The sequence below is a fragment of the Chryseobacterium sp. RR2-3-20 genome (genome assembly GCF_017808115.1).
Classification (GTDB): domain Bacteria; phylum Bacteroidota; class Bacteroidia; order Flavobacteriales; family Weeksellaceae; genus Chryseobacterium; species Chryseobacterium oryzae.
In genome coordinates this window covers 59658-82102 of record NZ_JADQBD010000007.1, presented here as the reverse complement: position 1 = coordinate 82102, position 22445 = coordinate 59658, and the positions used below count along the sequence as shown (strand labels likewise).

General features: G+C 35.6%; 27 protein-coding genes. 5 read left to right on the top strand and 22 right to left on the bottom strand.

The features are described from left to right. The 3 genes from IV513_RS03295 to IV513_RS03285 form a co-directional block, all read left to right on the top strand. Positions 1-534 (top strand): DDE-type integrase/transposase/recombinase (locus tag IV513_RS03295; RefSeq protein ID WP_209389089.1); only part of this gene is annotated, 534 nt, incomplete at its 5' end. A gap of 247 nt (positions 535-781) precedes the next feature. After that, positions 782-961, top strand: a complete 180-nt coding sequence (locus IV513_RS03290) for a hypothetical protein (protein ID WP_209389088.1) — start codon at positions 782-784, stop codon at positions 959-961. A gap of 15 nt (positions 962-976) precedes the next feature. After that, positions 977-1297: a helix-turn-helix domain-containing protein gene (locus IV513_RS03285; protein WP_209389087.1), complete on the top strand. Its 321-nt coding sequence runs from the start codon at positions 977-979 to the stop codon at positions 1295-1297. A gap of 122 nt (positions 1298-1419) precedes the next feature. On the opposite strand, the gene IV513_RS03280 is transcribed toward IV513_RS03285, so the two are convergent. The 14 genes from IV513_RS03280 to IV513_RS03215 all read right to left on the bottom strand — a co-directional run bounded on the left by IV513_RS03280 (position 1420) and on the right by IV513_RS03215 (position 16269). Beyond that, the gene (locus IV513_RS03280) at positions 1420-3075 is read right to left on the bottom strand and encodes an FAD-dependent oxidoreductase (RefSeq protein ID WP_209389086.1); all 1656 of its coding nucleotides are present in this window, start codon (positions 3073-3075) and stop codon (positions 1420-1422) included. A gap of 197 nt (positions 3076-3272) precedes the next feature. Beyond that, a complete protein-coding gene (locus IV513_RS03275) occupies positions 3273-3410 on the bottom strand; it encodes a hypothetical protein (RefSeq protein WP_209389085.1) in 138 nt (45 codons plus the stop codon). A gap of 26 nt (positions 3411-3436) precedes the next feature. Further along, positions 3437-4897, bottom strand: coding sequence for an NAD(P)/FAD-dependent oxidoreductase (locus IV513_RS03270; RefSeq protein ID WP_209389084.1), 1461 nt, complete (start codon positions 4895-4897; stop codon positions 3437-3439). A gap of 66 nt (positions 4898-4963) precedes the next feature. Then, complete coding sequence (locus IV513_RS03265; RefSeq protein WP_209389083.1) at positions 4964-5308, bottom strand: NifB/NifX family molybdenum-iron cluster-binding protein; 345 nt, start codon at positions 5306-5308, stop codon at positions 4964-4966. A 135-nt stretch (positions 5309-5443) separates the two neighbouring features. After that, positions 5444-6628 carry a cytochrome d ubiquinol oxidase subunit II gene (gene cydB / locus IV513_RS03260; protein ID WP_209389082.1) on the bottom strand — a complete coding sequence of 395 codons (1185 nt, stop codon included), beginning with the start codon at positions 6626-6628 and terminating at the stop codon, positions 5444-5446. 17 nt (positions 6629-6645) lie between these two features. Next, a complete protein-coding gene (locus IV513_RS03255; RefSeq protein ID WP_209389081.1) occupies positions 6646-8181 on the bottom strand; it encodes a cytochrome ubiquinol oxidase subunit I in 1536 nt (511 codons plus the stop codon). 15 nt (positions 8182-8196) lie between these two features. Then, positions 8197-8439 (bottom strand): DUF4492 domain-containing protein, encoded by a 243-nt coding sequence (locus IV513_RS03250; RefSeq protein ID WP_209389080.1) that lies wholly within the window; start codon positions 8437-8439, stop codon positions 8197-8199. 90 nt (positions 8440-8529) lie between these two features. After that, positions 8530-9405, bottom strand: a complete 876-nt coding sequence (locus IV513_RS03245) for a helix-turn-helix transcriptional regulator (RefSeq protein ID WP_209389079.1) — start codon at positions 9403-9405, stop codon at positions 8530-8532. 136 nt (positions 9406-9541) lie between these two features. Continuing rightward, a complete protein-coding gene (locus tag IV513_RS03240) occupies positions 9542-9751 on the bottom strand; it encodes a DUF2892 domain-containing protein (protein WP_209389078.1) in 210 nt (69 codons plus the stop codon). A gap of 29 nt (positions 9752-9780) precedes the next feature. Next, positions 9781-9972 (bottom strand): DUF6132 family protein, encoded by a 192-nt coding sequence (locus IV513_RS03235; protein WP_209389077.1) that lies wholly within the window; start codon positions 9970-9972, stop codon positions 9781-9783. Further along, positions 9956-10261, bottom strand: coding sequence for a hypothetical protein (locus IV513_RS03230; protein WP_209389076.1), 306 nt, complete (start codon positions 10259-10261; stop codon positions 9956-9958). The genes IV513_RS03235 and IV513_RS03230 overlap by 17 nt, the downstream gene beginning before the upstream one ends. 63 nt (positions 10262-10324) lie before the next feature. After that, positions 10325-13546: an efflux RND transporter permease subunit gene (locus tag IV513_RS03225; protein ID WP_209389075.1), complete on the bottom strand. Its 3222-nt coding sequence runs from the start codon at positions 13544-13546 to the stop codon at positions 10325-10327. 103 nt (positions 13547-13649) lie between these two features. Next, positions 13650-14738, bottom strand: a complete 1089-nt coding sequence (locus IV513_RS03220) for an efflux RND transporter periplasmic adaptor subunit (RefSeq protein WP_209389074.1) — start codon at positions 14736-14738, stop codon at positions 13650-13652. A 223-nt stretch (positions 14739-14961) separates the two neighbouring features. Continuing rightward, on the bottom strand, positions 14962-16269 hold the full coding sequence (locus tag IV513_RS03215; RefSeq protein ID WP_209389073.1) for a TolC family protein: 1308 nt from the start codon (positions 16267-16269) through the stop codon (positions 14962-14964). Positions 16270-16396: 127 nt separating this feature from the next. On the opposite strand from IV513_RS03215, the gene IV513_RS03210 reads away from it, so the two are divergent. Continuing rightward, positions 16397-16723 (top strand): YnfA family protein, encoded by a 327-nt coding sequence (locus IV513_RS03210; protein WP_209389072.1) that lies wholly within the window; start codon positions 16397-16399, stop codon positions 16721-16723. A gap of 60 nt (positions 16724-16783) precedes the next feature. Here the strand turns inward: IV513_RS03210 and IV513_RS03205 are convergent, their stop codons facing one another. The 8 genes from IV513_RS03205 to IV513_RS03170 all read right to left on the bottom strand — a co-directional run bounded on the left by IV513_RS03205 (position 16784) and on the right by IV513_RS03170 (position 21511). Next, positions 16784-17218, bottom strand: a complete 435-nt coding sequence (locus IV513_RS03205; protein ID WP_209389071.1) for an OsmC family protein — start codon at positions 17216-17218, stop codon at positions 16784-16786. A gap of 4 nt (positions 17219-17222) precedes the next feature. Continuing rightward, a complete protein-coding gene (locus IV513_RS03200; RefSeq protein WP_209389070.1) occupies positions 17223-17534 on the bottom strand; it encodes a rhodanese-like domain-containing protein in 312 nt (103 codons plus the stop codon). 65 nt (positions 17535-17599) lie between these two features. Further along, complete coding sequence (locus tag IV513_RS03195; protein WP_209389069.1) at positions 17600-18208, bottom strand: Crp/Fnr family transcriptional regulator; 609 nt, start codon at positions 18206-18208, stop codon at positions 17600-17602. Positions 18209-18277: 69 nt separating this feature from the next. Further along, positions 18278-18514, bottom strand: a complete 237-nt coding sequence (locus tag IV513_RS03190; protein ID WP_209389068.1) for a hypothetical protein — start codon at positions 18512-18514, stop codon at positions 18278-18280. 348 nt (positions 18515-18862) lie between these two features. Further along, on the bottom strand, positions 18863-19480 hold the full coding sequence (locus IV513_RS03185; RefSeq protein WP_209389067.1) for a bifunctional 2-polyprenyl-6-hydroxyphenol methylase/3-demethylubiquinol 3-O-methyltransferase UbiG: 618 nt from the start codon (positions 19478-19480) through the stop codon (positions 18863-18865). Between the two features lie 13 nt (positions 19481-19493). Next, positions 19494-20297: a sulfite exporter TauE/SafE family protein gene (locus IV513_RS03180; protein WP_209389096.1), complete on the bottom strand. Its 804-nt coding sequence runs from the start codon at positions 20295-20297 to the stop codon at positions 19494-19496. A 102-nt stretch (positions 20298-20399) separates the two neighbouring features. Beyond that, on the bottom strand, positions 20400-20867 hold the full coding sequence (locus tag IV513_RS03175; RefSeq protein ID WP_209389066.1) for a PaaI family thioesterase: 468 nt from the start codon (positions 20865-20867) through the stop codon (positions 20400-20402). 59 nt (positions 20868-20926) lie between these two features. Continuing rightward, on the bottom strand, positions 20927-21511 hold the full coding sequence (locus tag IV513_RS03170; RefSeq protein ID WP_209389065.1) for a DUF3365 domain-containing protein: 585 nt from the start codon (positions 21509-21511) through the stop codon (positions 20927-20929). Between the two features lie 502 nt (positions 21512-22013). Between IV513_RS03170 and IV513_RS03165 the strand changes: the two genes are divergently transcribed. Further along, positions 22014-22436, top strand: coding sequence for a DoxX family protein (locus tag IV513_RS03165; protein ID WP_209389064.1), 423 nt, complete (start codon positions 22014-22016; stop codon positions 22434-22436). Positions 22437-22445: the final 9 nt, after the last annotated feature.

Below are 22445 nucleotides of genomic sequence, written 5' to 3'. Positions count from 1 at the left end.
GGTTGGGGTTGGTACTATCTGAGCACTGTTTTAGACGACTACAGCAGGTATATCATCCATTGGGAACTCTGTGATTCGATGAAGGCCGAAGATGTGAAACGAACAGTAAATACAGCGATTGAAAAAGCAAAATTAAAGTCTAAAGCCAAACCGAAATTACTCTCAGACAATGGTTCCTGCTACATATCAAACGAACTCAGAACCTATCTGAAAGACGATTTGAAGATGAAGCAGGTTCACGGAAAGCCGATGCATCCGCAAACCCAAGGGAAAATAGAACGATACCACAGAACGATGAAAAATGTGGTAAAACTCAATCATTTTTATCATCCTGAAGAACTTGTGGAAGCTTTAGAAAAATTCGTAGAAAACTACAACAACAAGCGATATCACGAATCTTTGAAAAACCTTCCTCCGGCAGATGTTTACTTCGGAAGATCTGAGCAAATTTTGGAAAAAAGAAGACAAATAAAATCGGATTCAATCCGAAAAAGAAGACAGTTGTATTTTCAACAGAAATTTATAAATTTATAACCCTAAATACTCCTTAAGGATTTATTCCAAAATGTCCAAGTTAGTTTGAAGACGTACAAATTCAACAATACGTAAAGAAATATTTAAAGAATACCAAATCTCAAATCCGTACAGAATGGGGAACCCCGAAAACTATTTCAGATAAAAATATATGGTTTTATGAAAAACAACGTTTGATAGCTTTTAAAGATAAAATTTGTTATATATAAAGTAGACGACATTATCATTAAAGACATAATATTAACCTGTGAAAACTTCGGATTATCAATATTTATTAGGTAAAGAAAAAAAAGAGATAGTAGAAGAATTGGGAGGCGAGTTCAATTACCATCATTCTGAAATCTGGAACTATTACATTAAAACCAATTGGATTGGTAAAAAAAACTATCTTTTTATTTTTTCAAAAATGATAAAGTATGTAAATTAAAAATCAAGAAAACCTATGCGAAGTTCAAATATTAACTATCATCAAATTTTTATTGATATCTTAAACAAAAAATACCCTCATAAAAAAGAAGAATGCTTACCATTTCTAAAGAAAAACACTTTATCAGCAGCCGAAATCATAGAAATAAACAAACGAATATTTGGGGCAATCAAAGAAAATCAGTTACATAATCAAAATCTTAAATCATATAAAAAATCGGATATTAATAAGATATTAGAGTATCAGAAAAAAAATCATCTGAATAATTCTCAATTAGCCAATCATTTCAAATTAAGTAAAAATACAATTACTAAGTGGAAAAAATTATCCTTTTAATAAGATATACGGCTAATTCCAGTACAGCTAAAAAAACATATTTCATATATATTTTTTATTCTACACCAAAAAAAATTAAGTAAATAAAATTATAGAAGAACAAAACTTGGCAAAAATCAATTTTACTCCATTTCTTTTCCCGGAAATACAGTTTTCCATAGATTGTAACCTCCATTGAGGTTCATCGCTTTGTATCCGTGATTTCTTAGAATGCGGTTTGCCAAATATCCGCGAAGCCCTACCTGACAGTAGATAACGTACATTTTGGACTTATCCAAATCTTTTATATGCGCTCTCAATTCATCCACATTTATATTAACTGCTCCGTCGATAGATCCTTTTGAAAATTCTTCGGGAGTTCTCACATCTAACAATACAACGTCCTTCTTCTGCATAAAAGGTATTAATTGATCGTAACTGATTACATTAAGATCTCCTTTCAGTATATTTTCTGCGGTATACCCAGCAATATTAACCAAATCCTTTGCAGAATTATAAGGTGGCGCATAGGTAATTTCGATATCCTGTAAATCTTGAACTTTCATTCCTGCTTTAATCGCCGTGGCAATAATATCAATTCTTTTGTCCACACCTTCTTGTCCTACTGCCTGTGCACCATAAACTTTTCCGTCATTGCCAAACAATATTTTCATCACAATTTCTTTAGATTCCGGGTAATATCCTGCATGACTACCTTTAGTAATGATTGCCGATTGATACTCAAATTCAAATCTTTTCAATAACTTTTCGTTCATTCCCGTGGAAGCAACAGAAAGTTCAAAAAATTTGAGAATGGATGAGCCAAGGCTACCGCTATACGCAGAATGATTTCCCAAAATCATATTATCTGCAACTAGCCTTCCCTGCCGGTTAGCCGGCCAAGCCAAAGGAATAAGGACTTTTATTTGATTAACGAAATTTTTAACTTCGATGGCATCACCTACTGCATAGATACTTTCATCCGAAGTTTGAAGATATTCATTAACAAGAATTCCACCTGTTTCACCGATTTCAAGTCCGGCATTTCTTGCAAGCGAAGTTTCCGGTTTTACTCCTATAGCAAGGATGACCGCTTCCGTCTCGAGAATCTCACCATTATTGAGAAATACTTTAATAAACTTTTCTTCATCTCTGAATTTTTCCACTCCGGTATTCAAAAGCAATTTCAATCCTTTTTCTTTCGCTTTATTGTGCACAAAACTCGCTATCTCGTAATCCATGGGAGCCATTACCTGTGTTCCCAATTCAATCAAACGGACATTCTTCCCTTTTTCGATCAGATTTTCAGCAATTTCAAGACCGATAAAACCGCCACCCACGATGACAAAATCATTTTTATCTACCGTTTGTTCCGCAATTCGGTCCATATCAGCTATATTTCTCAACGTGAAGATTTTCGGAGAAGTGATTCCTTCAAACGGCGGACGAATCGGCTCTGCACCCGGAGAAAGCAGAAGTTTATCGTAATGCTCCGTTGAAGTTTCACCGCTTACCACATTTCTTAGAAAAACGATTTTGTTTTTCCTGTCGATGGAAACCACTTCGGTAAGCACCCTTACATCGAGGTTGTATCTTGCTTTAAGACTTTCGGGAGTTTGCAGAAGCAATTTATTTCTGTCTTCAATTACTCCTCCAATATAATAAGGAAGCCCACAATTAGCAAAGCTCACATAAGCTCCTTTTTCATAAATGATGATTTCATTGTCTTCGTTCAGTCTTCTCAATCTAGTTGCTGCTGTTGCACCTCCTGCAACTCCACCTACCACAATTATCTTCATATTCCATTTTTTTTACAAAATTATGTACATCAAAATCCCTACACAGTAACTTTAATTACAAATAATATATTTTAAACCTTTTGAAAAGCAAAATAGAAACACTCCGATTCAAAGTCAAAGTTGCATACAATTTCTTTAAAATGAATTCTGTATTTTCCATAAACAAATAAAAAATTGCTGTATTTCATTTCTATCATTTACGGTTCATCCCGTGTCCCACCATGTCCTTTTCCGACAATGGTCATGATTTTTATATTTAAAAACAAGAATTTAACAAATTGAAGAATGGGATTTTGCATTTTGAATTTTTCCCATTTTGATATTCTTTCTGACATAATTTTGATTTTTTTCAATTGAAATTTTACTCTGGGATCAGCCACCAAAAAGGTTTCATTTTGGCTTTCCATAAGAAACCGATGTGAAGCGAATATTTTACCCAATGACCCGCCAATCCAATATCTCCAAAAGTTTTCTGAATATCTCTACCGCCGGTTTTCTCGTATTTCACATAATCTGGAACAATCGGATAGGTTGTAATACTAACTGCAGAACCTTTTGTTAAACCAAAACCTGCCGAAGCAATACAAGCTGCTCCCATATTTCCCAACGAACCTTTGTGAACATGTGCTGATTTTCCATTCTTGATTTCTGCAATGATGTTATCTGCAACAAGTTTAGCCGTAATTCCGGAAGGCATTCCCGTTCTTGGCGGAGAAGGAAAAATTGGATTTCCGTTCTTGCTAAACCTTGGTCTGGAGATGGAATGCGGTGGTGCAAAGGCAATTCCCGGTGCAAAAATATTCGGATAGCTCGGATTCTGATACGTTTCCGGCCAGTCCTGTACTTTCCATTCTTCATAAGGTTTTTCCGTATAATCGGCATCTACAATCATAAAACCTTTGAAAAGTTTTGAAGTAACATCATTTCCGTTTTTATCATACGCTTTGAAGGGGTGTCCTGCAAACGCCGGAATCAACATCCCGAAATCGTAATCTTCCGTTTTATATTCTCCATCAAGCGTTTCATAATGCACTTTTCCAGGTTCAACTTTGGTAACACCGGCTTTCAGAATCCATTTGATGTCGCGATCTTCAAAAACCATTTCCACCATTTCGGAGGATTTCATCCGCAGTCCTTTATATGCCAAAAGCACACCATCCATCCCGAAATCACCAAGTTCGTTTTCATTAGAAATCCAAGTAATTTCCACTTTATCCCGTAATTTTTTCCGACGGAGCTCATTTTCGATATTCAGTATATATTCAAATGCTGCACCTTGGCACGTTGCCTTTGGATGTCCTGTTCCTATAAGGACTTTCAATTTTTTATCGGATTTTTTTAACTTTTTTTCTAAAATCTTCAAACCTTCTGCTGCATGTTGTGCATGACCGTAAGTACAGACAGAATACATCTCATTTTCACCGGGATTCAACCCTTCGGTTTGATCAAATGCCAATCTCGGACCCGTCGCATTGATGAGATAATCATACGATATTCTCTCCTGCTGACCTATTTTCTCTCCAACAACATATTCGGCAAGGATGTGCGGTTTTGGTTCTTCAGAACTTCCTTCAGGGAAGAAACTGATTCCTTTTGCCTGTTTATATCCGATTCCTTTCTTTTTATACAAAGGTTCCAGTGGAAAAATGACATCTTTCGGTTTCATTCTTCCGATTCCTACCCAAATATTGGACGGAACCCATTGATAATTACTATTGGGAGAAACCACAAGAACTTCGTGTTCTTTCCCAAGTTTTCTTCTCAGATGTGCAGCAGCGGTATGTCCCGCAATTCCGGCTCCGAGTATGACGATTTTTGACATCTTATTTTTTTGCTTTTAAATGTACTATGTAAGATTGAGTTGGAATGTGACCTTTATTACATAAGGTTATTTTTGCTTCAAAACAGCATCAATAATCTCAGAAATATTGACAGATGGTGCTTTTTCAACCGGAATTCCCTCGTCCATTAATTCCGTACGCAAACGTTTTCCCATTGCATAATACATCAACAAATCTCCTTTAGAAAACAACTCCACAAGCTCTCGATGATCATGATGCTGTTCTCCTAAATGAGTTCTGCAACAACCTTCATCTTGATGCTGATGCGGATTGGTAACAAATGTTTCATAAACCATATTTCCGTTTTCAATTTCATAAAAGCCAAATTCTTTGCATCTTCCGGTATGAACAGCTATGGTTTTACGGTCGTTGGTGGGAATAATTATTTTCATTTTTTAATTTAATTTTCCTTCTTTTTCTAATTTTTTAAACAACCAGAATGTGAATCGGTATGATACATAAATCATTACCGGAAGCGATATGAATTGTACGATTTCTTTGAAATACATTATTTTATTTTTTTTGAATTAGTAAACATGATTTTCGGAATCCTTAAGTTCTTCTGAAGATATTTTTTTAGAATCCATTTTCTTCCAAACCAAAGCAATATATGCCACAACAAATGGAACGAGTAATGAAACATAACTCATTGTTTTCAAGGTAAATTCGCTGGAAGAAGCATTATAAATCGTGAGAGAACTCTGCAAATCGTAAGTAGACGGATAAAACGCTGTATTATTGAATCCTGCTATCAGAAAGAGCATCCAAACGGTAAGAACCGTTCCCAAACCTGAAAACCAAATTCCTTTTTTACTCTTTAAGAATATATTTAAAATAATACCTGACAAAACCAAGACTACTCCAACAAGAAATACAGCTAAAACCAAAGGCATTTCTAGGAAATTATGAAAGTATTTGTTAGGTTCCATAAAGACATTTCCGTTTTCAGGATTAACTGCAAATCCGTCCATAAACATCAGCCGAATCAACCAAAACAGGAAGAAAACCAAAAACAGTACAGCATTAATAATCAAACTCTTTTGGGATTTTTTGTAAATCGAATCATTGTTAATATTATTCTGAAAATAAAGATTAGCCAAAACTCTTGCGAGGAAAAAGATTGCCAGTCCTAAACTGATGTTCTGAACAAATGCAAGGTTTTCAGTTGTCCAAAGTGCTTCTAAGCCATGAAAAGGAGTTTCCCAAGCAGAAATAATAGGCATTTTATGTGAGTTAATATCAATGATATTGGACTTATCTACCGAGAACTGTGATCCCGTAAAAAATGTAGAAACCGCAACTCCGAGAAGCAAGCTCCCTAAAACTCCATTCAGAAAAAGGAAAACTTCAAATGTTTTTTGTCCAAGAAAATTATTGGCTTTACTGCGAAATTCATAAGAAACCGCCTGAAGAATGAATGCAAACAAAATCGCCATCCAAACCCAATACGCTCCGCCAAAACTTGTGGAATAAAACAACGGAAACGAAGCGAAAAATGCACCACCAAATGTCACCAAAGTTGTAAAAGTGATTTCCCATTTTCTTCCGGTAGAATTCAGTAGCATCGTTTTTTCTTTTTCGTTGGAAGCCAAAGTATAAATAAGCGATTGCCCTCCTTGCACAAACAACATAAAAACCAACAACGCCCCTAAAAGAGAAACCAATATCCACCAATAATGTTGAAGTCCACTATAATCTAAAAATGAAAACATAATTTGAGTTTTTTGAATTAATGTTCAGTTCCTTTTTTGATGGCGGAAAGCATGATTTTGATTTCGGCAATCAGCAAAGTGGTAAAAATGATAAGGAAAAGGAAGAATGTAACTTGCACACTGTACGCATCAATCTGAGAAACAGAGGCTATATTCGGTAGTAAATTCTGAATCGTCCAAGGTTGTCTTCCTACTTCGGCAACAATCCATCCCGATTGCGAAGCAATATAACCCAAAGGAATACTCCACAAAGTCAATCTCAATAAGCCACGGCTTTTATCTAACTTCCCTCTCAAAATTTTAACAAATAGAATGATGAAAAGCAGCAGAAAATAAGTACCAAGAATAACCATAATATGAAATGCATAAAAACTCATTTTCACATTTGGAATCAACATATGAGGATCTTTCCCGAAATAATAACCGTAACCGAAATCTTTTTCATGTTCACGAAAAGTTTTAAGCTCATTATCAGCAGTAGTTAAATCTCCGGACTTTTTGGCTTTTACATAATTTCCAAGAGCATCAATGGCTATTTTCCCGCTTGCTATTTTTTCTTCATAAGAAGGTATTCCTTCTTTTTTATTTCCATGAACTAAATCAGAAATTCCCGGTACAAAGTAATCTCCATCTAAAAAAGCAAGATAAGAAAGTGCTTTTGGAATTTTAAACTCCATAAGAAATTGTTCCCGTTGATGAACCGATTCATCGTGATCTCCAAAAATACCCATTGCAATAAGTGGTGCAGAACGGTCACCTTCATACAAGCCTTCCATTGCTGCGAGTTTCATCGGTTGGGTTTCTGCGACTTGTCTCGCCGATTCATCACCGCTCCAAAATGTTCCAATAGTCGCTAAAAGTCCGAAAACAGAAGCTACCAGCATACTTCTTTTTGCTAAAACTATATCTCTTCGTCTCAATAAATACCAAGCACTGATTCCCACAACAAACAAAGCCGAAACAATATAAGAGGAAATAACTGTATGAAGAAACTTATTTACTGCAACGGGATTGAAGAGTACTGCCCAGAAATCAATCATTTCATGTCGCATTGTATCTGGATTAAAACTCGTTCCTGTTGGATTTTGCATCCAACCATTGGCAACTAAGATCCACAATGCGGAAAGATTGGAACCAATCGCAACCAACCAGCTCGAAAGCAAATGAAATTTCGGACTTACTCTGTCCCAACCGAAAAACATGACGGCAATAAATGTGCTTTCCATAAAGAACGCCATAATGCCTTCAATCGCTAATGGAGCTCCGAAAATATCGCCTACAAACCATGAATAATTGCTCCAGTTTGTGCCGAACTCGAATTCCATAATGATTCCGGTAGCTACACCGATGGCAAAATTAATTCCGAATACTTTCATCCAGAATTTGGTAATGGATTTCCACTTTTCATCCTGAGTTTTGAGATAAATAGTTTCCATTATGGCAATCATAAAAGTGATGCCTAAGGTAAGCGGTACAAAAATCCAATGGTACATCGCAGTCAGTGCAAACTGTGCTCTCGACCAATTGACCAGTTCCCAGTCTATATGATTCATAATATTGTAATTTTTCTATTTTTTGATTTCAGTGAATTTTTCCTGAAGATATTCGATACGCTGTTCATCAGAATCAAAATTGGTTTTCAGGAAATCCTTAAAAAAGAAAATCTTCAGAATCCCAAACATAATAAGCAGTTTGATTAATGCTATCGCCCAAAGCATTTTGCTTTCTCTGGACATAATACTGAAACCGTGTCGGTACAAACCAACCCATTCTTTAAAGGGGAATATTGCAATTTGAAATACTTTTTTCATCTTTCTCAGAATTGAGGAATTTTGATGAAACAAAGTTAGCTTGACAAAAAGTCAAAACGATGGCAATGAAAAAGGAGAAAATGGTAATTTTTACTTATTTAATGATTTGCGAAATTCTATAGGAGAGAGTCCTGTATTGGCTTTGAAAAATTTGGTAAAATACGAATTGTCTTCAAAATACAAATCGTAAGCAATCTGCGAAATCGTATATTCGGAATTAACCAAAAGGCGTTTTGCTTCTAGAATAATCCTGTTTCTGATAATTTTTCCAACTGTTTTTCCTGTGACTTTTTTACACAAAGTATTCAGATAATTTGAAGTAACTGAAAGATGGTCTGCATAAAACTTGGGATTATGGGCTTCCATAAAATGTTTTTCCAGTAGTTTCTCAAATTTTACAAGAAGATAGTTATTATTGATAATTTCATTTTCTGGGTTTTCATCTTTCGTTTTTACGGAAATCAGCAGTAGAATTTCTAGAACAAGCGTCTGAATACAATGCATTTTAAATTTGGAATCTGATTTTGCCATTTCAATAATCTTGGCAATGGTAAATTCAAGCTCATCTTTGCAACTTTCAACCTTGCGAAAACCAAATTTTCCACTTTTACTGAAAACAGGTAAAGAATTGATAAAGTCTTTCTGCGATAGAAAATCGTTAAAAAACTCTTCCCTGAAATTAATCATGATTCCTTCCTGATTTGTGGATGTAAATCTCAAATCGTGTACTTGTCCTGGACTAAGAAAAAAAATTGTACCATCCTCAATGTTCCATTCCTGAAAGTCTACATAATGAATTCCTTCTCCTTTATTCACATACAAAATCTGAAAAAAAGAATGTCTGTGTGGAATTTTTGGAATGTACAAATCTTCTTCCACAATCTGGCTCAGACTGTGTATCACAAAAGGTTCATTCTGCTTTGCTCTCTCCGGAATATCGCAGGATGTAAGAATCGGAATATCCATCAACTAAAAAATTGAAAAGAGGCTGTATCAAAAGGTAAATTAACACTCTCAGAATCTCCTAAATGACAGAAATAGTCAGGCAGGAATACGGGAGAGAACGTACTTTTGGGACAGCCTCCTGAAATTTTAAACTAATTTATATGGAACAACTTTTTGATCCACTTTTCTTTACACCTAATTTATTGAGAATCATATACATTAAACACCAATCAGTTATGGAATGAATTAACATATTGACGCCAACAAATCCAGTAAGCCAAAACCAATTTTGGTTGACGAAAATCCCTAGTAATAAACTGGTTAAAATTAAAGATCCTGCAATAGCATGGACAATTCTTGTTTGCATATTTTTTATTTTTATTGATTGTTTACGTTCTATTTTTTCTCAAAAACAGATACTACCAGATAGCCCATGATTGCTCCATAAATGATACTGCTCAAAGGGCGGGAAGTAATCGCACAGCTTCCTGTACTGCAGCCGATAAAGTAATAGTACAAATAACCTGCAACTCCTCCTGCAAAAACTCCGATAAGTGATACGAGTCTCTTTCTATTTAAAATTTTCATTTTCTAAATCTATTGTTGCAATATGAATCTTTGAAACCGTTTCTTGCTTTTGATTGAATTCTTTTACACTTCTATAAATATCGTCAATACAAGTGCAGTCTGAAAAAACTGTAAAAAGTAGTGAATCTATAGACACATGATCTGTCGAAAACCAACTATGTGCACCTATTCCAGTATTTTTATATCCTTTCACAGACTGATAGGAAAATGACCTTACTCCTGAATGTTTAAGAATATTGATAACATCTGTTTCAAATTCTTCTATTGCGGTAATTAACAATAATTTCATAGGACAAATATTTAATTTTTACAAATCTCACAGGTTATTGAAACCTATGAGATTTTAATAGTTTTATTCTTCAGAATTTTTATTATCAACATTTATATTTCCTTCCCATTTCTTTTTTTCAGTCATGTAATACACCAACGGAACCACCAAAAGTGTGAGCACCGTAGAAACAATCGCTCCGAAAACCAACGAAATCGCCAATCCCTGAAAAATCGGATCGAAAAGAATAATCACGGCTCCAATTACAACTGCTCCGGTTGTTAAAAGAATCGGTGTTGTTCTTACAGCTCCGGCTTCGATGATGGCTTGTTTAATTGGGATTCCTTCGTTGAGACGGATTTCGATAAAGTCAATCAACAAAACCGAATTCCGAACCATCACACCTGCCAACGCAATCATTCCGATAAAGGAAGTTGCGGTGAAAAAAGCGCCTAAAAGCCAATGTCCAAGAACGATTCCAATCAATGAAAGTGGAATCGCAACCATCATCACAATCGGTGTTTTGAAGTTTTGAAACCAACCAACAATCAACATATAGATCACGATGATTACGACCGCAAATGCAGTTCCCAAATCACGAAAAACTTCCAATGTAATTTGCCATTCTCCGTCCCATTTTACGGTGTAATCGCTTTCACTTTCGGGTTGTCCCATGTACAATTCACCAAGAGAATAGCCTTTTGGAAGTTGAATATTTTTTAATTTTTCTTCCATTCCGAGAATCGCGTATGCCGGACTTTCAAGATTTCCAGCCATGTCTGCCATAACGTAAACTACGCGCATTTGGTCTTTTCTGTAAATGGATTTTTCGAGTTCTTTTTCTTCAATTTTCACCAAATCCGAAACCGGAACCATTCCCATTTGTCCTTTTACTTTCAGTGCAGTCACCTCCTGAATCGTAGATTTATCAGCATCTTTCAGTTTCATGACGATGTTGACAGGATCGGCAGATTTTTCATCGTACAGATTTCCGATGGGATGTTGCCCGATTAAATACGTCATATTTCCGACGATTTGTTGCGGAGCAATGCCATTCAACATGGATTTTTCGTTGTCGGGAATCAGTTTAAATTCTTTCTGAGCATCTTCAATTCTTGTATCAATATCAACAACATCATCCGTGCTATGTAGGATTTTTTCGACTTCTTTCGCAATGCGGATTTGTTCATCGTAATCAGGTCCGTAAATTTCGGCAACAATGGTTGACAAAACCGGCGGTCCTGGCGGAACTTCCACAATTTTCACATTCGCATTGTATTTTTTTGCGATTTTCTGAACTTCAGGACGTATTTTTTTTGCAACATCGTGGCTTTGTTCCTTTCGGTCTTCTTTGTGCAAAAGATTGACTTGAATATCGGCAGTATTGCTGTTGCCACGCATGTCGTAATGACGAACCAAACCATTAAATGTAATCGGTGCGGACGAACCGACATAATTCTGATAATTCACAACTTCCGGAACGGTTTTCAGATATTGAGCGATGTCTTGAGTGACGGCATTTGTTCTTTCCAACGTTGTTCCTTCCGGCATATCAATCACGACCTGAATTTCATTTTTGTTGTCAAAAGGAAGCATTTTTACCGCCACCCATTTTGTAAAAAATGCAGCAACGGAAATCAGTAATAAAACTGCTGTAATTCCCAACATCGTCCATCTTTTTGATTTTGAATTTAAAAGTGGTTGTTCAATTTTTTTGTAGATTTTGTAAATTCTGTTGGTTTCTAACCCTTGTTCTTCTTTGTGTTTTTCGTCGTCTTTTACTTTTAGCAAATGAAAACCTAAATAAGGCGTAACGGTTAAAGCCACAAAAAGGGAAAGCATCATCGCAATCGAAGCACCAATCGGCATAGGCGACATGTAAGGTCCCATCATTCCGGAAACGAAAGCCATCGGTAAAATCGCCGCAATTACCGTAAATGTCGCTAAAATGGTCGGATTTCCGACTTCGTTAATCGCATAAATCGCGGCTTGTTTGAACGGCAATTTCTTCATGTGAAAATGTCGGTGCATATTTTCTGCAATGATGATACTATCGTCGACAACAATTCCGACCACAAAAACAAGGGCAAAAAGCGTAATTCTATTGAGTGTATATCCTAAAATATAGTAACTGAAAAGCGTCAAAGCAAATGTCAACGGAACGGAAAAAAACACGACCAATCCACCTCTCCAACCCATTGCAAGCATCACGAGAATAGTTACCGCAACAATTGCAACGCCCAAATGCAACAACAATTCAGAAACTTTATGAGAAGCAGTTTCTCCGTAATTTCTCGTGATTTCTACATGAACATCATCGGGAACAATGGTCTTTTTCAGTTCATCAACTTTGGTTAAAATTTGCTCGGAAATTTTCATGGCATCCGCACCTTTCACTTTGGAAACCGAAAGCGTAATTGCAGGATATTCCGATTTGAATTTTTTCCCGTTTTCGACTGCATTTCCATATCCAAAACTCACGTAATTAGCAGGATCAGAAGGCCCATCCGAAATTTTTGCGACTTGTTTCAGATAAACCGGCATATTTTGAGAAGTTCCAATCACGAGATTTTCTACATCTTCCGCAGAATTCAGAAATTGTCCGGTGGTCAAAAGATATTCCGTATCATTCGAATCGAATGTTCCGGATTGTGAACTTCCATTATTTGCCTGAATCATTTGCATCACGGAAAGTGCATCAACATTCAGTTCCGCCATTTTATCTTTATCCAACGTTACGGAAAGTTGTCGGTTTCTTCCTCCAATCACATTTGTTACGGAAACATCTTTGATTTTTTTGACTTCAGAGGAAAGTTCTTCTCCAATTTGTCGAAGTTGAAAATCGTTGTATTTTTCACTCCAAAGCGTAATTCCCAACATCGGAACATCATCGATAGAACGTGTTTTTACCATCGGTTCCATGACTTCTTTTGGGAACTCGTTTTTGTGTTTCATCAATTCGTCATACAATTTGACGTACGAACGTTCCGTATCTTCCCCAACATAAAACTGAACAATAATCATGGCTTGTCCGTTCATCGCCATAGAATGAACGTGTTCCACACCTTTGATGTTGGAAATAATGTGCTCCAACGGTTTTACAACGCGGCTTTCCACTTCTTCCGGGTTTGCGCCGGGATAACCAACCATGACATCCGCCATCGGAATGATGATTTGTGGTTCTTCTTCTCTTGGTATTAATGTCGAACTGTACACACCGATAATCATGAGTGCAATCATCAATAAAATGGTCAATTTTGAATTGATGAAAAACTCGGCAATACGTCCTGCGAATCCTTTTTCCATAAAAAATATATTTTTTAATGTAACAATGAATTAATCTAACAGTGTAACAATGATTTAAGGATGAAATCCGATTGGTACATTGGTAAATTGTTAGACTGTTACATTACTTAATTTGAATTTTTGCTCCGTTAAACAATCTTCCATTCGAGGAAATGATATACGATTCTTTGTTATCGAGACCTGAAAGAATTTCGACTTGATCTCCCAAGGTTTTTCCGACTTTCACCCAACGTAAAACAGCGGTGTTTTGAGAACTTACGACATAAACTCCGGTTAATTGTCCGTTTTTCACCAAAGCCGATTTTGGAACCATCACACTTTCCTGAAAATCTTGATTGATTTTTCCAGAGTTTTTAAATGAAAATTGCACATTCACAAACATTCCCGGAAGTAAATCCGAGGCGTTGTGAAGATTGATTTTCACCATGTATTGTCCACCTGTATTGGCTGCTGATTTGCTGATTTCGGAAACCGTTCCGGAAACCGTTTTGTTTAAGGATTTCATGGTAATTTCTACGGACATTCCTTCGTTGATTTGCGTAATATTTTGCTCGGAAACCAACACTTGTGCTTGCAAAGAAGAAGGAGATTCTATCGTGAGAAGTGGCATTCCCGGATTTGCTAAATCGCCTTGCGAAGCATATTTTGCCGTCACAGTCCCGGAAATTGGCGCGGTTACATTCGTGTAACGATATTGTGCATTCACTTCATTCTTCATTTGCTGTGCGGCTTGCAATCCGGCTTGTGCCATTTCGTAACGAGCACGCATATCATCGAGTTCTTTTTGGGAAGCGCTTTGCGTTTTATACAAATTGGAAAAACGTTCGTAATCTTTTTTTGCACTATTGAAGTTGGCTTGAGCTTGAGAAATCTGAGCATTGGCTTGTCCTCCTTTTGCCTGAATGTCAGAAGCATTAATGCTCACCAAAAGTTGTCCTGCTCGAACATTTTGACCAACCTCAATGTTCATTCCGGTGATGTAACCCATCATTCTGGTAGAAACGTTTACGGAATTTTTAGCAACGAGTTTTCCACTTGCAGTTGCAAATGAACCGTTTGATGCAGTCGAAGATTTGCTGACAGTAACCGAAATTGGTGTATCTTGATTATTTGTAGATTTTTCTTTGTCCGAGGAACAACTCGACAACAGAATTGTGCCGATGAATAATGGAATGTAAATGTATTTTTTCATTGTAATTATTTATTTTTTTAATCTGTTCTTTTGTCTTAAAACAAAAGAACCAAAAATTCAAGGCTTGGAAACTCCAGCTAAAATTTTGATTTAACTCCTAAAAATTCTAAAACTCGCCCCAAGCTTTTCCTCTGGCTTGCTCAAACAGTAGAATTTTCTTAACGGATTTAATTCAAAATTTCTTAACGCTTCCATTTCCGAGACCGATTTATGATATGCAGCTTTATTTTTTCAGAAATTCCAGATAAGCGATTGCAGTGTTATGCTCGAAAATGGCTTGTTGATATTCCAATTCTTTTTGGGACATCAAAGTTTCGGCAGAAAGCAAATCCGCTGATTTTTCTAAACCTTGATCGTAACGATTTTTTCGGATTCTGTAGGCTTCTTTGCTTTGTTCCAAAGCCTGTTTTGTGAATGTAACTTTGGAATCTGCATCGTGAACAGACCTCGCTGCTTTATTCAGTTCCAATTGACTTTGTTTGGTGTATTGCTCGATTTCGGTTTGGGCTTTCGAGCGTTCGGATTTGTATTTTTCTTGTTCGGATTTTGATTTTAAACCATCGAAAATATTCCACGACAATTGAAGTCCGACCAAATAACCATTCGCATCAAACTGCGCGATTTTGTTGTCGTACATTTCCCAACTTCCAAAAGCGTTCAATCGTGGTAAAAATTTGGATTTTGAAGATTTCACCATTAAATCGTAGGCTTCCAAAGATTTGTTGTAGGCTTCTAAATCTTTTCGGGAAGTGTTTAGTGAAAAATCGTTTTCAACCAAATTTCCTCTGTATTCCAAGGTTTCGGTTGGTTTCAGCAGTTTGTCTTTTGAATCTTCATTCAACAAAAAATAGAGATAATCCGAAGCGTTTTTGATATTGGAATCCGCCATTTGAATCTGGCTATTGATTTCACTCACGCGAACTTCCATATATAGAACTTCCGATTTTTGAATCAGTCCATTTTTGAAATAATTATCAATGACTTTTTTGTTGGCAAGCGTTGTTTCCTTAGCGTTTTCCAGCGTTTCTTTCATTTTGTACGCCAACTGTAGCATCATATACGATTTCTTCAACTCGAATTGAATGTATTCTTTGGTGCGTTCGGTTTTAATATTCAGAACATCGGCTTTTATTTGACCTGCTTTTTTCTGATACACCGCATCCATATTGATAATCGGTTGTTGAACTTCCACTTTTGTCCCGAAATTGGAAATGCTTTTTGGACTGTTTAGATTATCCGGATTGAAATCCATCATCGTAATTCGTTCCTGATTGAGTTTGGAACCAAATGCCATCAAAGGATTATTGGTATTGGTAAATGTATAAGAAGCCGTTACATTGGGAAGATACATTGCACGTGTTCCGAGAAGTTCGGTTTGGGCAAGATCGGCTTCACTTTTAGCCATTTTTACCTGAAGATTTTCGTTGAGTGATTTGGCTTCGATTTCGGCTTGGGAAATAGGAACCGTTTGCTGCGAATAAGCAGAAAAGGAGAGGTTTAATGCCAAAACGGAAAACAGTATTTGTTTCATGTTCTCTTAATTTTCAGCAAAATTAGATTGACAGAATTTATCGTACAGTGATGAATGTTACATAAGAAAGATTTTGAATAACCATTGAAGAGATACATTTTAAAAATTGCAATAAAAACAAATTGTAATGGACGTTTTGAAATCAATAGGAATTTTTATTCTTGCCGTATTGTGCGAAATTGGTGGTGGCTATCTGATTTGGCTTTGGCTGAAAGAAGAAAAACCTTGGTGGTATGGTGTTTTAGGTGCTTTTATTTTGGTTTTTTATGGAGTTGTTGCAACTTGGCAGACCGCAAATTTTGCTCGAGTTTATGCAACATACGGCGGTTTTTTCGTGGTAATGTCTTTGCTTTGGGCAATGAAATTTGATGGTTTTTCTCCAGATAAATTTGATATTATTGGTGGAGTTATTGTTTTGGTTGGTGTCGGAATAATATATTATGCACCGAGATGAAAACAAAAATGCCTCATCGTAAAATGAGGCAAAAAGGGATAAATAAATGATATAGATGTTCTATTGAACTATAATTTTCGGAATCATTACGATTTCCGATTTTATAGAATTGGAAATAAGACAGTTGATTTCCGATTTTTCAAGAACTTTCAACGCTTTTTCTCTTTCGGATTCATTTTTAATAGTAACAATGGGTTCCAATATAATTTCGGTCATCAGGAATTTTCCTTCTACTTGTTCCAATTTCCCTTTGGATTTGCATTCAAAATTTAAAAAATCAAGTTTAGAATTTTCTGCAATTGCCAGAAAAGTAGTCATTAGACAACTGCTAACTGCGGAGGTAAAAAGATGTTCGGGCGACCAAATATTTTCAACACCTTTCGGAAATTGCGGCGGTGTTGCAATTTCTACTTTTGTAGAAAGTTCGGTGGAAGACATTTCTCCGATACGATTGTTTTTCCAAGAAATATCGACGTTGTAATAATGTGCTTCCATACGATTAAAGTTTGTTATTTAAACTCATCCAACCGCCACCGTTGTGTACATCAGTATAGCCATTGTTTTGAAGAATTCCTTTCGCTGAAGCACTTCTCATTCCGGAAGTACAACAGGTAATGATGGTCTTGTTTTTGTCTTTTAATCTTGAAAGATTATTTTGAAGCTCATTCACAGGAATATTAATGGCATTTTTCACGTGTCCACTGGCAAATTCGCTTTTGCTTCTAACGTCCACGATGATAGCACCCTTTTTTACTAGTTCAGCATAATCGGTTTTTTCCAGACCGAATAAGTTTTTTATTGCATCTAACATTTTAATTGAATTTTAAATTATAATGCAAAATTAAGATGTAGAAGAATTGTAGTAAGTGATGAAAGTTACAATAGAGTAATTTTATTTCTGGAAAGTATTATTTTACCGTCCATTTCAATCTGCTTCAAAACACGGCTTACCGCTTCACGAGTAATTCCGAGTTCATCAGCCAGTTTTTGGTGGGTAACAGAAATTTCTTTGGATTTATATAATTGGGCTTTCTGGTTCAATAAGTATAAGAGTCTTGCATCTACTTTCTGGAAAGCAATAGAGTTAACCATCGTGACCAAATCTTCAAATCTTTTGTGATAGAGTTCAAATACAAAAGTAGACCATTCTGGATATTTTGTAAGCCATTCTTTAGCTTTAACAAGAGATAGCATCAGGATTTCTGCATCCTCTTCTACTACCGCTTTTACTTTGGAAGTATCTTGTGTAAGCCCTGAAAGTATTGATGAGATACAACTTTCTCCGGGAGTTAGATAATAGAGAAGTATTTCTCTGCCGTCCTCCTCTGTTCTTACCACTTTTACACTTCCAGACATAACTAACGGAATATAATTGACATAAGAATCTATATCTAAAATTACAGTACCCGTTGGAAATAATTTTAGATCACGGCTTTCCGCAATTTCTTTTTTAAATTCAGGATTTAGTATTTCGTAAATATTCATTCTCAAATATAGATATAATTAATAATACCTGTTTCCATTTTAAATTTTTATTTCCATTAGCAATATCTATTATTTAATCTCCTCATACTCTACCTCATCACTTTTATTTTTTGAATTACGAGTTGATATGGAGCAATTACTAGTTGAACAACAACCGATATTCAACAGTGGCATGGCAACAAAAACAACTCCAATAGCGACCAAAAACCACATTCCTGATTTTATGGCTTCCACTACAAGGAAAATTCCCATTGCCAAACGAAGTAACCGAATTAAATGCCAGTTTTTTAATATATTTTGTATCATTTCTTTTTTTATTTAGTAACAAGATTATCATTTTCAAGCCATTCTTTCATTCTGCCCGAATATCTTCCCTGTGTAGATAGGTTTTAAATTCTCCTATATCAATGGTATCAGCGATTTGCAAATTCAATCTCATACTTTTCATATCACCAACGAACACAAAATCGCCTGTAAAAATCATTATTGGCTTTTCTGTTGCTATATGGTCAGTTAATAAAGAGCTAATGCTTTAAGGACTGAGCAAGACTTTTATCATAAACACGCTGAAAAAACATAATATTAATTTTTAAATGTTTACAAAGTTATGTCTTGCTGTTTTCTTTTTCAGTGACTTCGATTACACAAGAGGAATTACTTTTTAACAGCAAAAATTCTCACCACAGACGCTTCACCTTTATGATAATCTCCTTCGCTAAGTACTATGGTTTTTACAACAGCTTCTTTTATATCAAAATTTTCAAAATCTCTTTTCAATTCTTCAAGGTCATACAGCATTTCAGTATCTTTCGGTCCTCCCGATTGAGGATCTCTTTGTTGATATTCTTGCTGAAGTTTAGAAAAACCTTCCAATATCAAAAAACCTCCTGGTTTTAAGAACTCAGATAGTTTCCTGTGAAATGTTCTTCTCAATTCTCCTGAAAAGTGCGCATAAACCATAGCTAAAACATCAAAAGAAGAATTTGGAAATTCTATATTTTCTACATTAGATACTGTATAAAAAATATCCGTATTGTTTTCGCTTGCCCATAAAAGTGCTTTTTTCTTTCCTTCCTCACTTTGATCAAATGCTTCCGATTCCCATCCTTTTACCGCTGCATAAACTGCATTTCTGCCCTCTCCTTCTGCAGGAAAAAGAATTTTACCAGCTTTCAAATCTTTTAATTTTTCTTTTAAATATTCATTAGGAAGAGTTCCGTAGATGTATTCTTCATTACAATAACGTTCATTCCAAAAATCCTTTTGAGCCATATTAAATCGTTCTTTATTTATAAAATAATTCTTTTGTGATAATATAAAATCCCATTACTAATACAAAGAAACCAAAACCTGTTTTGAGTTTTTTCCCTGAAAATTTCCCAGATAAAAAAATCCCTGCAAAAATCCCTGCAATAGCCAATACCGTAAATTTTAGAAGCAAACCCCAATCTATTACTGAATGTTCATGGGTAACAAACCCGATGAAACCAATTGCAGAATTGATTGCAATAATAAGAAGAGAGGTTCCTACTGCCGATTTCATGGGGAGTTTTGCAAAAAAAACAAGAACAGGAATAATGAGAAAACCACCTCCGGCTCCTACCAATCCAGTAACAGTTCCTATCAATGCTCCCATCAATACAATCATCAGATAATTAAATCCAGGGGTTGAACTATCTGTTTGTTTTTCACAGTCTTTACAAGGTAGAATCATTGATACTGAAGCCAATACCATAATAACAGCAAAAATGAGCATCAGAAAAACAGGTCTTGTAAGCTGAAAACTTCCTGTTTCCAAAATATTTTCTGGGATTGTGGGTATAAGATATGCTCTAGTAAGATATACAGTAATAATGGAAGGAATACCAAATAATAAAACGGTTTTAAATTCTATCTTCTGCAGATAAAAACTTTTGATCCCTCCCGATAAAGAGGTAATTCCTACCACAAATAATGAATATCCAGTTGCTGAAACAGGATCAACGCCTAAAATATAAACAAAAATCGGAACAGTAAGAATAGATCCACCACTTCCTATTAATCCAAGAGAAACTCCTACTAAAACAGCTAAAAAGTAACCTGCTAACATTTGTATATTTTTCAAAAGACAAATTTAGAATCTGCGGATACTCAAGTCAGTAATATAGGTTACAGAGATATTTTCAATTTTTCACAACAAAGGATCAGTGTTTTATTGTTCTAATCTTATGGCTAGAATTTCTCCTGTTGCACAAGTAATTCCTTCTGCGGAAAGCGTCATATCAACCCAAATTTTTCTCCCCTCAATACTCCGAAGTTTTCCTTTCAATTCCAGCTCTTTACCCACAGGTGTTGGAGCCTTAAAATCAACTTTCAGTGAAGCTGTTACACAACGAACAGGAATAGTTTCCACAGTATTGAAATCAATATTTTCTTCTGCACTAGCAAAAGCAGCAGCAGAACCAGTTCCATGACAATCTAGTAAGGATACTATCAAACCTCCATATACACTTCCTGGAATTGCTGTAAATCTTTTATCGGGAGTGAAATGTGCAATTGTTTCGTCTCCTACTAAATAGGTTTTTAACTGATAACCATCGGGATTGTTTTTTCCACAACCATAACAGTGTGCAAGTTCATCGGGATATAAATCCTGAATTGCTTTGATTGTATTCGACATGTTTTAAACTGTGTTTCTCTCAAAATAAAAATATAAAATTTCATTCGTAAGGCAAGCATCTATTCTGCTTTTGTCCAAGCAATTTTCCATAGTCCCCTAAATTCATTCAATGTATAACCAACCGCTTTATCATTTGGATAAAATCGGGCAATTTTTCTGAGTGTTTTCTCTTCTATATCAACGGTTGGGTTTCCGTGGCACTTCATACAGGTAGGCATTCCAAGATTAATTCTTTTGTAGTATACATACTTGTCTTTTTCTGTGAGTAAGGTATCTGACAATGTGGATTTTCTTTTGAATTCATCAAAAACAGAATAATCGGTTTTTGTTTTGAGCGTATTCCCTGGATTCCTGTTTTTGTCTGAAATTCTTTGAATAGTCATACCTGCTTCTTTTGCTAACGAATCGGTAATAGGTAGTGCGCTAATGTGACAAAAATCTACCGCATATTCCGTTCCTCCTTTTTGAATGGCAGCAGCTACATTTTGTAACAAAACTTTTTGCGAGCTATCCGCAATAGAATCAGCCTTATTTCTTAAAGCCAAAGTCTCTTTCTCACTCAGTCCATTTTGGTTGCAGGAAACTATAATGAGTGTTACTAATAATGGTATTACTCTCAAATTCACGTATACTGTTTTTTTCAAAAATAACGTATTCAAAATTTTCTGTTTGTAACCTAAGTCACAAAGCAATCTGAAGAAAGTTTTTATTTTCGCATCTTATATGTTACGTGTTTTATCTGCATATCGAAATTTTCTGCTCATCATTCTTACGATTGCTGTAGCGATTCCTTGCAATATTAAAAGAGATTGGAAAAAAAATATAGGCATTGAAATCAACCAAAATAGCCCTCAAAATCCCAAAACAACTTGCACTGCTTTTTGTTCTTTGAATGGAATAACAGAACAAAAGAAAATACAGAAATTTGGAAATCAACTTTTGAAGTTTCGCTTGGCTCAAAGGAATTTTGTTACAAAACAATCGAAAATTCCTACTGTAAGTAACTTTCACCTATTCTTCAAAGAAAAAATCCCAACTCATCTTCGGAATTGCCAGTTTCTCATTTGATTCTTTTTTGATTTACGATTATGCACTGCTATTTGTTCAACAGCAGTACTATTTGTTTTCAATTTATAATCAAAAAAAATGAATCAAACTATTGTTGTGAACGGTTTATCCGTTCTTTTACTCCGCATTTTATTGAGCGGAATCTTTATCAATGCCGGAATTTCGCATCTGTTATATACCGATAAAGTCAGCAACCGTATTCAAAATGCACCAAATGCAGCATTTGCTCAACTTTTTGGAAATCCGGAACTTCTCGGAATCTTGTCAGGTTCTGTTTTGCTGATTTCAGGAATCGCATTTTTATTAGGCGTTTTTACACGTTGGTCTGCATTGGTTTTGTTTCTTGTACTCATTCCGATTACCATCACCATTCAGGTTGGAAACGGTTGGCTTCACGGTCCGTTCTGGAAAAACGTTGCACTATTTGGCGGACTTCTGTTTTTCATCATCAACAATCCGAAAGAATATACACTTTACAATCCATCTTCTTTAACATCTTAAATTAAAAAA